The organism is Actinoplanes sp. NPDC051343 (genome assembly GCF_044455125.1).
Classification (GTDB): Bacteria; Actinomycetota; Actinomycetes; order Mycobacteriales; family Micromonosporaceae; genus Actinoplanes.
Map to the genome: position 1 here is coordinate 61,063 of NZ_JBITEL010000001.1, position 12,068 is coordinate 73,130.

At 69.6% G+C, this 12,068-nt stretch carries 11 protein-coding genes; 8 read left to right on the forward strand and 3 right to left on the reverse strand.

Translation table 11 applies throughout. The features are described 5' to 3' along the window. A complete protein-coding gene (locus ACIA5C_RS00195) occupies positions 1-678 on the reverse strand; it encodes a TetR/AcrR family transcriptional regulator (protein WP_396049644.1) in 678 nt (225 codons plus the stop codon). On the opposite strand from ACIA5C_RS00195, the gene ACIA5C_RS00200 reads away from it, so the two are divergent. Beyond that, entirely contained in the window at positions 671-1,603 is a 933-nt protein-coding gene (locus ACIA5C_RS00200; RefSeq protein ID WP_396049646.1) for an alpha/beta hydrolase, read from the forward strand. The two genes, ACIA5C_RS00195 and ACIA5C_RS00200, sit on opposite strands and share 8 nt — an antisense overlap. 63 nt (positions 1,604-1,666) lie before the next feature. On the opposite strand, the gene ACIA5C_RS00205 is transcribed toward ACIA5C_RS00200, so the two are convergent. Continuing rightward, complete coding sequence (locus ACIA5C_RS00205; protein WP_396049648.1) at positions 1,667-2,083, reverse strand: MarR family transcriptional regulator; 417 nt, start codon at positions 2,081-2,083, stop codon at positions 1,667-1,669. A 410-nt stretch (positions 2,084-2,493) separates the two neighbouring features. Between ACIA5C_RS00205 and ACIA5C_RS00210 the strand changes: the two genes are divergently transcribed. From ACIA5C_RS00210 to ACIA5C_RS00240, 7 genes are all read left to right on the forward strand, one after another. Further along, the gene (locus ACIA5C_RS00210; RefSeq protein ID WP_396049650.1) at positions 2,494-3,348 is read left to right on the forward strand and encodes an NAD(P)H-binding protein; all 855 of its coding nucleotides are present in this window, start codon (positions 2,494-2,496) and stop codon (positions 3,346-3,348) included. Between the two features lie 169 nt (positions 3,349-3,517). Then, positions 3,518-4,183, forward strand: coding sequence for a hemerythrin domain-containing protein (locus ACIA5C_RS00215; protein WP_396049652.1), 666 nt, complete (start codon positions 3,518-3,520; stop codon positions 4,181-4,183). 196 nt (positions 4,184-4,379) lie between these two features. Beyond that, entirely contained in the window at positions 4,380-4,838 is a 459-nt protein-coding gene (locus ACIA5C_RS00220; RefSeq protein ID WP_396049654.1) for a hypothetical protein, read from the forward strand. Continuing rightward, entirely contained in the window at positions 4,835-5,152 is a 318-nt protein-coding gene (locus tag ACIA5C_RS00225; protein ID WP_396049656.1) for a winged helix-turn-helix domain-containing protein, read from the forward strand. Before ACIA5C_RS00220 ends, ACIA5C_RS00225 begins: the two co-directional genes overlap by 4 nt. Before the next feature lie 346 nt (positions 5,153-5,498). Continuing rightward, positions 5,499-8,549: an EAL domain-containing protein gene (locus ACIA5C_RS00230; protein WP_396049658.1), complete on the forward strand. Its 3,051-nt coding sequence runs from the start codon at positions 5,499-5,501 to the stop codon at positions 8,547-8,549. A 92-nt stretch (positions 8,550-8,641) separates the two neighbouring features. Then, positions 8,642-9,016 (forward strand): hypothetical protein, encoded by a 375-nt coding sequence (locus ACIA5C_RS00235; protein ID WP_396049660.1) that lies wholly within the window; start codon positions 8,642-8,644, stop codon positions 9,014-9,016. 146 nt (positions 9,017-9,162) lie between these two features. Further along, positions 9,163-10,671, forward strand: a complete 1,509-nt coding sequence (locus tag ACIA5C_RS00240; protein WP_396049662.1) for a hypothetical protein — start codon at positions 9,163-9,165, stop codon at positions 10,669-10,671. A gap of 22 nt (positions 10,672-10,693) precedes the next feature. On the opposite strand, the gene ACIA5C_RS00245 is transcribed toward ACIA5C_RS00240, so the two are convergent. Next, positions 10,694-11,998, reverse strand: a complete 1,305-nt coding sequence (locus ACIA5C_RS00245; RefSeq protein WP_396049664.1) for an MFS transporter — start codon at positions 11,996-11,998, stop codon at positions 10,694-10,696. Between the last annotated feature and the right edge of the window lie 70 nt (positions 11,999-12,068).

Here is a 12,068-nt window from a genome sequence, read left to right on the forward strand (position 1 = left end):
TCAGTCGACGGCCAGGGAGGCGATGAGCCGGTCCATCACGGCGCCGACCTCGATCCGAACCTGGGCGTGCTCATCGGCGCGTGCGAGGTACAGCGCCGCCTCCCGCAGGGCACCGAGCAGGGTATGCGCGAGCGGGGCGATCGGCTGCGACGGGATGCGCCCGACCTCGATCGCCTGGCCGAGCAGAGACTGGATCAGCCCCATGCTGTACCGGTTGCTGATCTGGCCGAAGCGCTCCCAGCCCAGCACCGACGGCGCGTCCAGGAGCATGATCCTGGCCATCTTCGGATCGGTGCAGGTGTCGAAGAACGCCGATGCGCCCGCGCGCATCGCTGCGAGGGGATCGCTCGGGCCGGCTTCGGCCACGGCGGCGGCGATGCGGGCGGTCGTGTCGGTCTCCACCGCCTCGAAGGTGGCGGCGAAGAGCTCGACCTTGTCGGCGAAGTGGTGGTACAGCGCGCCGCGAGTCAATCCCGCCGCCCGCACGATCTCCTCCGTGCCGACGTCGGCGTAGCCGCGTTCGGCGAACAGCGCCCGCGCGGCGGTCACCAGGGCGTCGCGGGTGGCGGCCGAGCGAGCCGCTTGCGTAGGCCGGTTGCTCTTCATACAGACTGTATGTATGTTGAAGTGGTCATGCCACACTGTAACGCGAGAAGAGGGCGGCACCTCGATGGTCACAAAGAGAACGAAGGTTCGCTTCGCGAGTGGCGACGCCGACTGCGAGGCCTGGCACTACCCCGGCACCAACGGCGGCTGCGTGATCATGGCCGGCGGATTCGGGGTGACGAAGGAGCCGGGCACCGACCGGTTCGCGGAGCGCTTCGCCGCCGCCGGCTTCACTGTCCTGGCCTTCGACCACCGCCGCCTCGGCGGCAGCGGCGGCCGACCGCGGCAGGTGGTGCGCATCCGGGACGAGATCGCGGACTGGCGCTCGGCGATCGGCTTCGCCGCCACGCTGCCCGGCGTCGATCCGGGCCGCCTCGCCCTGTGGGGCTTCTCGCTGTCGGGCGGCCACGTGCTGCGGGTCGCGGCGACGGACCCGCGGGTCGCGGCGGCCATCGCGCAGACGCCGAACGCCGACTGCCGGGCCATCGTGCGCAACGCCGCCCGGTACCAGACGCCGCTCGCGATGATGCAGCTGACCGGCCGTGCCGTTCTAGACGCGCTCGGCGGCCTGATCGGCCGGCCACCGCGGCTGGTGCCGCTCAACGGCGAGCCGGGCAGCGTCGCGTTCCTCACCACACCCGACGCCCTGGACACCGACCGGGCGCTCAACCCCGACGACCGGTACCCGGACTGGCCGCAGACGGCCGCCGCCCGCTTCGCACTGAGCCTGGGCTTCTACCGGCCCGGCCGCGACGCCTCGCGCATCCGGTGCCCGCTACTCGTCCTGGTGTGCGACCAGGACAACTCCGCGCTGGCCGCACCGGCCCTGGCCGCGGCCGGCCGAGCCGCCCGGGCGGAGGTCGTCCGGCTGCCCGGCGGGCACTACCAGCCGTTCCTGACCGGACACGAGCAGGCCGTCACAGCCGAACTGTCGTTCCTCGACCACCACCTGCTGAACACGGCCGCCGAGAGCGCCGCGGCACGCGAACCGTTGTGAGCACACCACCGGACGTACCGGATGCTGCCTGTGCCCAGCAGCTTCCCGGGAGCGAGCGCGACGTCAGCGGCCGGTGAGTTCCTCGGTAGCGTTGCGGCCCGCCTCGGTCGTACGGCGGAGGAAGTCGGCAAGCGCGTCGAGTTGGTCGGCGGTGTATTCGGCGCAGATCTCGTCCATGGAGGAGTTCATTCCCGCGTAGAGCTGGAGAAGCTCGGCATTGCGGTCGCGCAGGGCGCGCACCGTGACGGCGCGGCGGTCGGCGGCGTCGGGATCTCGCTCCCGGATGATCCAACCGGCGCGTTGCAGCCTGTCCAGGACGCCGGTCATGGTGGCAGGATGCAGGCCGGTCTGCCGACTGAGCGTGGTGGGGCTGAGCGGGCCCGAGCGGTTGATCAGATCGAGGCAGTACAGATCGACGTCTTTCAGCCCGAGGTGCCCGCCGACCTGATGGTTCAGCAGCGACAGCTGGATGCTCAGCACGCGCAGTGATTCGCGGATGTCATTGGTCGCCCGTCGGCGCTCACGCGCCGAGTCGGCCTTACCGCCAGTGCGGGACGTCATGCTCGCGGGGCTCCTCACGGATATGATATGCCTCGCCAATTATATGGCACCGATTCTCATTCGGGCCCTGGCCCAGGGCCGGCGGCCGAGGAAGCGCGCGCGACACCGTCGAAGGCTGCTGCACAAGGCCCGGCCGCCTGCCCAGGGTCCGACCGGCCGGTCGGACGGCTCCTCCTCACCGCATCAGCCGACTGCCGCTCGTAGTCGCTCGGGCGATTATCGCTGCCCCGGTGCGTGCCGGATCACAGATGGGTCAGCCACTCCGGGCCCGAGCATGATGTATGGTTTCAATATTATACGAGATACATACTGACGCTGGAGAGCTTGCCATGATCCTGGTAACCGGAGCGACCGGCACCATCGGACGTCCCCTGATCAGCCTGCTTGCCCGCCAGGGAGTCGCGGTTCGCGCGGTCAGCCGCGATCCGCAGGCCGGCGCTCTGCCGGCCGACGTGGAAGTCGTGGCGGGCGATCCATCGCGGCCCGACACGATCGGGAAGTACCTGGAAGGCGTCACCTCTCTGTTCCTGCACCCGCGGGCGGTCGGGGACGCCGCCGGTGACCTGCTGGCACTGGCCAGGCAGTGCAGCGTGACACGCGTGGTAGCGCTGTCGGCCATCAACGTCGACGACGACCCGGCCGAGCAGCCGTCGCGCTTGCAGGGCGACCGGAACAAAGAGGCCGAGGACGCCGCCGTGGCGAGCGGCCTGGAGTGGGTCAGCTTGCGCCCGGCCTCCTTCGCCGTCAACACCCTGCGGGCGTGGGCGCCTCAGCTCCGCGCCGGCGACATCGTCCGAGGCCCGTACGCGGGCTTCACCGAACCCTTGATCCACGAGGCCGACGTGGCCGAGGTCGCCGCCCGCGCCCTCGTCGACCCAGGCCTGGCCGGCCGCAAGCTGCGGCTGACCGGCCCACAGGCCCTCTCGCACGAGGACCTGGTGTCGATCATCGGCCATGTCCTCGGCCGGCCGCTGCGCTACCAGGAGATCCCCGCCGAAGCGTACCGGCACGCCATGGTCGAGCGCGGCATGTCCGCGGCGTTCGTCGGTGCCCTCACCGCCAGGTACGCCCGCGGCACCGGAGCAGCCGAAACCGTCACCGATGACGTGGAGAAGGTGCTCGGCCGTCGCGCACACACTTACGCCGAATGGGTAGCCGACCACGCCGCCGCTTTCCACGGCTGACGGCGCACGCGACCCGGCGACCCGGACCCCTGCGCGAGCGAATTCCGCGCGCGGCCGGGCAATCGCACACCACCATCACGAATGCCGGCCGCTTCCTCCTGGAGGACCAGCGACCGGCACTCGCCGCCGTCATCGACGCATTCATCCGAGACGACCGAGTACGAGGAGCATGATGGCCAACCACACGGAGACCGCCGCCGAGGCCTCGGAGCGCCGCGCGCGGCTACGCGGATCGGTGGACTTCACGATGATGTACGTCGCTCATGACGCCTTCAACCGCGACCTGACCCGCCTCATCGAAGCAGCCGAACGCGGCCACGGCTTTCATCCCTCAGCCGTGACGACGTGGCAAATGTTCAGCCGGCAGCTGCACACCCACCACACTGCCGAGGACACGGCGCTATGGCCGACGCTCCACCAGGTTGCCGCCGGCAACGAGACCGACATCCTCGCCGATATGGAGGCCGAACACGCCGCCATCGACCCCCGACTCGAACGCATCGAAGCGGCGATCGCCGACCGAGACGACACCGGCCTGCTGGCGCAGCTGCAGGCCTTGGGCACGGAGCTGTCCGACCATATGAGGCACGAGGAGGAGTCCGCTCTGCCACTGCTCGAACGCCGGCTCGGTGCGGCGGGATGGGAAGCGTTCACCACGGATATCCGGCAACGGGTCGGCGGCATCAAAGGAGGAGCGCAGTACCTGCCGTGGCTGCTGGACGGGGCGGCACCCGCCGCGAGGCGGGCGGTGCTCAAAGCGCTTCCGCCACCCGCGCGCCTGCTGTTCCGCGCCGTCTGGGAGCCCAGACACCAAAGGTCTCCACGACTTGCCTGACGGCGCCAGGGGTGCTGATCAGTTACCCCTGACCGCATGCCGGTAAGGCCGCGCCCGGCGGGTCACACCCGCCGGGCATCCCAATGTCCCGTGTCTCTCAGCGTCACCGCGCAGGGTTTCGCCGGCTTCGACTAGTTGCCATCAAGGAAAGAAGAAGCTACTTTCCTAGTAGGCAACTAGTCGAAGGAGACATGTCATGGACGACCGACTCCGAGCCGCTGAAGCGCTGGCCGGCATCGACCAACACCGCGACCACGCTCGGCGGCGCGCCCGCCTGCCCTGGTGGGCCTACGCCGCGATGTTCGTGCTCGTCGCCGCCGGCAGCGCGGCCAACGACTTCGTCTCGCTCGGCGGAGCCAAGCTGATCGCGCTGCTGATCCTGATCGCCTTCGCCGCGGTCCTGGTGGCCACCTTCGCCACCGGGTCGGCGCCGCTCAGCACGTTGCGCGGGGTGCAACGCCGGCAGTCCTTCATTCCTCGCGCGTTCGCCGTCATCGCGGTGCTCGGCGGAATCCTCGGCTGGCTGGTCGCTCGGTACGGCGGAGACCTCACCGCCCACCTGGGCGCTTACCCGAACACCGTGGCCGGGCTGATCTACGGCGTTGTATTCACCGGCCTCTTCGCGCTGAGCCAGAGGCTGAGCACGACCCGATGACCGCGCAACTCGACCGCCTGCTCTCCGACCCGACCCGGCTGGCCATCATGTCCGTGCTGTTCGAGCTGGACTGGTGCGACTTCGCCTTCCTGCGCACCGAAGTGTCGCTGTCGGACTCCGCACTCTCCAAACAGCTGACCACCCTGAGAAACGACGGACAGATCGAGCAGCGGCGCACCTACCTCGGCCGGGTTCCCAGGACAACAGTCCGGGCCACCGACGAGGGCCGGCGCCGCTTTCTCTCCCACGCCGAGGCACTGCGGCAGATCATCGAGCGGGCCCCCGCCCGGCACCCCCACCCGGAAGAGGCATGAACGCCTGACCGCCCTGCTGGCTGACAAGGCGTACAGCAGCGAGGCGCTCGAGGCAGGCCTGCCTCGAGCGCGGCACCGAGCCGATCACCCCAAGCCCAAGAGTCCCGGCATCAACGTCGTAACTCGGCGCAGGCGTTACCGGGCCCGCGCGAAGGCCGTCGACGAACCCGATCGAGTCGACGTTCGCCACCGTCCGGCACTACACCACGGGCACCAAAGACCCCGGCTTCAAGGACCCCGGGCTCGCCATGGCTATCAATTCCGGCATATCGGGGCACTTGTGCCGATATGCTGAGTGACCTCGGTTGCTGCCGGTGGGAGGTTCACGGAGCCGCTCGGAGGGACGTTGGGCGAAACGGGGGTTATCAATGTCGGCGTCCTGTCCACCGCGTTCGGCGGGCCGTATTTCGGTGAACTGATGGCCGGGATGGCCAAGGAATTGTCCTTGGCCGGCGGCAAGCTGATCGCGATCCAGACGGTCGACGCGGGCACCGTCGAGCAGGACTTCCCGGAGCGGCCGCCCTTCGCGCACCGCGTGGCCTGGGACTACGTGGGCGGCTTCGTCGTGTTCCTGAACGGCGTGAGTATTGACTACCTGCAAGCGGCCCGGGACAGCGGCCGCGCGGTGGTCGTGATCAGCGACGTTCCGCCCGGCTTCGACTGCCCGGTCATACTGCCCGACAACTTCTCGGGTACCCGCGCGGCGACCCAGCACCTGATCGATCACGGTCACACCCGTATTGGATACGTCGGTTTCCCGGGACAGGCCGACGTCACGGAGCGTCTCCAGGCGTACCGAGAAACGATGGCCGACAACGGCCTGACGCCGGACCCGGATCTGTTGTTCGCCGTGGACGACATGCAGGAGCCGAGCGGGGAGCGCGCCGTGCGCCTGATGCTGCAGCGCGGTATGCCGGCGACCGCCGTGCTGACCGGCAACGACCGCAACGCCGTCGGCCTGATCCGGGCGCTCACGAACGCCGGTCTCGAGCTGCCGGGCGACCTCGCGGTGATCGGCTTCGACGACACCGACGCCGGCGCCCGCCTGACCCCGAGCCTGACGAGCGTGCGGCAACCGTTGGAGGACATCGGCGCGCTCGCCGTGCGGATGCTGGTCCGCATGCGCAACGGCGAGGAGGTCGAAGACGGAATCCATGTGATACCGACCTCGCTGACCATCCGCGAGTCGTGCGGGTGCGCCGGCCTGCTGCGGATCACCGCCAAGCAGTTCAAACCCCGCGATGCCGCCGGCAATGGTGTGGAACAAATCTCCAGTCTGCCTACCCTACTGGAGACCTGGCACGCGCGGAGCCGGTACCTGAGCCACCCGATCGACTTCGGTGGCCCGGCCGCCGGGATCGACGACGCGCTGATGTCCGCCCTGGCCGAGACGAAGGGTTTGGCCGGTTCCGTGCTACGCCGGACCCTCGCCCCGCTGACCGGCGTCCTGGCCGACAACGATAGTTTCGCCGAGATCGTGGGCCTGATCCGGCAGCACGCGCGGCAGATGCAGGTCGACGCCGGACTGGACCGGGACGTCGACGCCACCCGCCGGATCCAGGGGTGCCTGCAGGACATCTTCCTACTGCTGGCCCAGGGCCAGACCACCCGGCTCGCCATGCGAGCCAAGTCCATGATGAGCAGCCTGGCCACCCAGTACTCGATCAGCCTCCAGCTGCTGCGCAGCCAGGAGAAGGACCCACGCTCTCTGGACTGGCTCGAGGCCACGGACGTACGCATGGGCTGCCTCGGGCTGTGGCCGGAGCGTGAGCCCAGCTCCGGCACGAAGGACGCGCTGCACATCGTCGGGCGGTTCGACCGGGAGCAGGGCCAGGCGGCCCGCGAGAACGAGGAGGTACGACTCACCGCCTTCCCGCCCCCGGGACTGGTGTCGCTGGCCGAGATCGCCGCCGACCAAATGGTCTACATCGCACACCTCAAGGTCGGTCCGGGCGACTGGGGAATGCTGGCGGTGGTGGCGCCGATCCAGGCGTACGTTCCCGAGGGCCGGGAGACCATGAACCAGTGGGCAGCCCTGCTGAGCGTCGCCCTCGAACACGAGGCGCTGCTCAAAACCATGCGCGAGCAGGAGGAGCACCTGCGGCGGGCCGCCCTCTACGACGAGCTCACCGGGCTGCCCAATCGCGCGCACTTCCGCACCCGGCTCACCTCCGCGATCGCCCGCGCCAATCGGCGCAGCGACTACCGGTACGCCGTCCTGATGCTCGACCTCGACGGCTTCAAGATCGTCAACGACAGCCTCGGCCACCTCGCCGGCGACCGCCTGCTGCAGCAGGTCGCCACCCGGCTGATCACGACGCTCCGCTCCCTCGACACGGCCGCCCGCTTCGGCGGCGACGAGTTCGCCATCCTGCTCGAGGAGATCACCGAGGACAACGGCCCGGTCATCCTGGCCGAACGCCTGCAGCGGGCGTTGTCCCAGCCGCACCGGCTGGGCGACACCGACGTCGTGGTCTCGGTCAGCATCGGCATCACGATCGGCACCCCGGAATACCACGACACCGAGACGATGATGCGCGACGCCGACGTCGCCATGTACCACGCCAAGACCCACGGCAAACGGTCCCACGCCATCTTCGACCCGGCCATGCACGGCGTCGCGACCGCCCGCCTGACCATCGAGAACGACCTGCGCAAGGCGCTCGACAACCGGGAACTCGTCCTCTTCTACCAGCCCATCGTCGACCTGCGGACGCTGACCGTCAGCGGCGCCGAGGCCCTGATCCGCTGGCGACACCCCACCCGGGGGCTGGTGCCGCCGAACGAGTTCCTCCCCGTAGCCGAGGAGTCCGGGCTCAGCCTCAGCATCGGGACGTGGGTGCTCGGCGAGGCCTGCCGGCAGATGCACGAGTGGGGTCTGCACCGAAGCGACGCCCGTCCGTTCATGCTGAGCGTCAACGTCTCCAACCGGCAGTTCTGGCAGAGCGGGCTGATCGAGGACGTCGAGAACAACCTGCGCGTCCACGGCCTCGGTCCGGACCGGCTCGCCATCGAGATCACCGAGGGCGTCATCATGGACGACGTCAAGGTCGCCTCGTCGGCGTTGAGCGGCCTGCGGACGCTCGGCGTCCAGGTCCACATCGACGATTTCGGTACGGGCTACTCCTCGCTCGAGGCGCTCCACGATCTCGCCATCGACGCCTTCAAGATCGACCGGTCGTTCATCTCCCGCATCGGGACCGGCCAGCGCAGCAAGGAACTGGTCAGCACGATCGTCACCATGGGCCGCAACCTCGAGCTCGACGTCATCGCCGAAGGCATCGAGACCAAAGAGGAGCTGGGATTCGTCCGCCGGCTCGGTTGCGCGTACGGCCAGGGCTATCTCTTCTCACGCCCGGTGCCGGCTGCGGAGTTCAGCGCAATCAACGAACTCTGACCGGAACGACGAAGCCAGCCTCTCCCTCGCTGAGTTCGGCGCCGGACGGCGAGGCGCTCAGCATCGCCCGCAACAGCGAGACCGGCGACACCGTGCCCGGCCTGCTGCAGTCCGTGCCGCGACCGGCGCCCGGGCGCTTGCTCTACATTCTGCTCACCCCGAACCTGCCGCAGACACTGACCGAGTCGTACTCCGGCACGGTCCGGTTCGACCCGCCGGTGCGCACGGCGGCCGGCCTGCCGCACGGCACCTTGCCGGCCGGTCGACCGAGCACGGCCACCGTACAGGCGACCAACCCGGGGCCGGTGCCGCTCGCCGTGGGCGTCGACGCCCGCACCCCGGGTCTGGCCACCATGCCGCTCACCCCGCTGGTTCCGGCGGTGACCGGTGACGGCGGATCTGAGCGCCATGTCGTGGGGTGCGCCGATTGGAACCGGTGCACCCCACCGGCATACGGCCGGCTGTAGCTGTGGCGAAGAACCGGAGCAAGCCGGTCGCGAATAGATCGAGATCTATTGACCGCACTCCGGGAGGCGCCTAGGTTGGGCGAGTCTCCACGGGCTTCGTTGCCACCGCCGCTCCCTGTCGTATATCTCCCGGAGGGGCCGACCAGATGATCCGACTCAGACTCACCTCCGCGCTGGCGTGCATCAGCGTGGTGGCGCTGCTGTCCTCGCTGACCACGGCCGGCTCCGCGCGAGCGCATCCGCCGCGCCACGATTGTCGGAACCGTAGCGCGGCGCTCTCGGTCGAGGAGAGCCGCCTCACCTTCACCCTTCCGGACAACGACAACCCGGCGGTGCTGCAGAGCAAACCGTTCGCTCAGCAGATGATCGAGGGCGCCGGCTTCGAGGACTTCACACCGGAACTGGTCACGCGGCTCTGCCAGGCCGGCTCGCTGAGCGCCGCGGAGAAGATGGTGTCCCGCAACGCCGACCGGCTCTGGGAGATGGCGGTCGATCGCGCTCAGCGACACGGGCCGGTGCGAGGCACCCTGCCGTACAGCGACGACCGACCGCTCTACTGGACCCGGGTGCAGGCGACGGCGGCGATCCGGCAATGGACGCCCCGGTTCCCGCTCTTCGCAGGGCAGCGCCTCGAGCTGATCGAGAAGTTCGACCGGACGTCGCGCGGGATGTCCGACATCAACCTCCCTGCGGGAGCCGGCGTCAAGCGGGTCATCGTCAGCGGCTTCGACCCGTACACACTGGACGGCGGGCCGGCCGGGACCGCGCCGGGCGCGGCCGGCAACAACATCCGGCACGGCAATCCGTCCGGTGCCACGGCACTCTCGCTGGACGGTACGCGATACCGCACCGCCGACGGCCGGACGGTGTACGTGGAGGCGTACACGCTGCCGGTGAGTTATCCCGAGTTCCGCCGCGGATATCTGGAGGACACCGTAGGCCCGTTCATGTTGCCCGGCCCGCGGCAGGTCAACGCGTCCATCACGGTGAGCCAGGCTGTGGACTCGGTCTTCAACCTCGAGCAGTGGAACGCGCGCTACCACGGCGTCACGGTCGGGAACGACCGCTTCCGGCCCTGCCCGGCGGTCGGCGGCGTACCGCAGCTGGCGGTGAACAATCCCGAGTGTGACATCACGGTGGTGGACCGCTGGGGTGGACCGCCCACGTTCGACTTGCGCAACCCGCCGCAATGGACGACCAGCACGCTTCCCATCGCCCGGATGGTCGCCGCCCGGACCGGCGCCGGCGTGCCGCGCCCGCCGGGCGACGCATGGCCCGACCCGTCGGTCGCCTTCGGCGTGGTCTGGCACACGAACTACATCGAGTTTCCCGACTGCGCCTCGACCTACCGGGTGACGCGCAACGATCCGCCGCCCGTGCAGTACCCACCGGCGACGCCGCCGACCCCGCCCGACGCGCAGTCCTGTTCCTACAGCGGCGGCGGTGGCAACTACCTGTCCAACGAGAGCGCCTACCGGAACACGCTTCTGCGCGACCGGACGGGCCGGACCATACCGGCCGGCCACATCCACACGCCGGACATGCAGCACTTCGAGACCGACTACCGCCCGAGCGACGCGACGTTCGACGCGTGGCGTCTCGCGATCACGCAGCAGACCCGCAACCTCGTCCACGTCGTCGCGGAAGCGGCGTGAGGACCGGCCCCGGGGCACGGCGTCAGCGCGGCCCCGGGCCGCGGGGTGAACCGCGGGCCCCGGCCGCGTCAGGCTGCTCGGTGTGCAGGCCGACCCGGGCAGTCTCCGGCGCGAACCAGAGCGCCACCAGCGTGATCAGCAGCGCGACCAGGACATAGACGGACACCGCGAACGCGCCGCCGGTCACCTGGACCAGCTTGATCGAGATGATGGGCGCCAGGGCCCCGCCCAGGATGCCGGCGACCTGATAGCCCATCGAGGCGCCGGAGTAGCGAAGCCGGGTACTGAACAGTTCGACGATGAAGGCGGCCTGCGGCCCGTACATCGCCGCGTGGGTGGCCAGGGCGACCACGGTGGCCAGCACGATCACCAACCGGTTCGTGGTGGCCAACAGCGGGAAGAAGGCGAATGCCCACGCGGCTGCGCACAGCGCGCCGACGGCGTACACCGGGCGCCGTCCGACCCGGTCGGACAACGCGCCGAACGCCGGGATCAGGGCGAGCTGGCACGCCGAGCCGATCAGCACAGCCGCCAGGCCGACGCTGCGGGGCAGTCCCAGGGTGCCGGTGATGTAGGTGAGCACATACAGCGAGAACGTGTAGAAGGCCACGTCGGTGCCGATCCGGCCGGCCATCGCGACCAGCAGTCCGCGGGGATGGCGGCGCAGCACCTCGACGAGCGGAATCTTCGCTTTGGCGCCGGACTCCTCGACCTCGGCGAACAACGGCGACTCTGTGACCGTCAGCCGGATCCACAGGCCGACCGCCACCAGGATGCCGGAGAGCAGGAACGGCACCCGCCAGCCCCAGGACAGGAACGCCGCGTCCGACAGGACGCCGTTGAGCACCCAGAGGACGGCCGCTGCGAGCAGGTTCCCGGCCGGCACGCCAACCTGGGGCCAGCTGGCGTTGAGGCCGCGCCGCTCCGCCCCGCCGTGTTCCACCGACATGATCACGGCGCCGCCCCACTCACCGCCCAGCCCGAGGCCCTGGACGAAGCGCAAGACCACGAGCAGGACCGGCGCGGCCACCCCGACGGCGGCGTAGGTGGGCACCAGCCCGATCGCAAACGTGGCGGCTCCCATCACGAGCAGGGTGACGACCAGGACGTTGCGGCGACCGACCCGGTCACCGAAGTGCCCGAAGATCACCCCGCCCAGGGGGCGGGCGACGAAACCGACGGCGTACGTGGCGAACGCCAGCAGGGTTCCGGTCAGCGACTCGAAGTGCGGGAAGAACAGCTTGCCGAACACAAGCGCGGCGGCCGAGCCGTACAGAAAGAAGTCGTACCACTCGAGCGACGTGCCGATCAGACTCGCGATGATCACACGGCGGGGTGAGAACTGGGCGGATGGGTGCGCGGCTATCGACATGGCGACCTCCGGCGGAGCCCCGACG

Coding starts and splice junctions, on each gene's coding strand:
- ACIA5C_RS00200 (WP_396049646.1), top strand. CDS start 671: ATGGTCACAAAGAGAACGAAGGTTCGCTTCGCGAGTGGCGACGCCGAC.
- ACIA5C_RS00210 (WP_396049650.1), top strand. CDS start 2,494: ATGATCCTGGTAACCGGAGCGACCGGCACCATCGGACGTCCCCTGATC.
- ACIA5C_RS00215 (WP_396049652.1), top strand. CDS start 3,518: ATGATGGCCAACCACACGGAGACCGCCGCCGAGGCCTCGGAGCGCCGC.
- ACIA5C_RS00220 (WP_396049654.1), top strand. CDS start 4,380: ATGGACGACCGACTCCGAGCCGCTGAAGCGCTGGCCGGCATCGACCAA.
- ACIA5C_RS00225 (WP_396049656.1), top strand. CDS start 4,835: ATGACCGCGCAACTCGACCGCCTGCTCTCCGACCCGACCCGGCTGGCC.
- ACIA5C_RS00240 (WP_396049662.1), top strand. CDS start 9,163: ATGATCCGACTCAGACTCACCTCCGCGCTGGCGTGCATCAGCGTGGTG.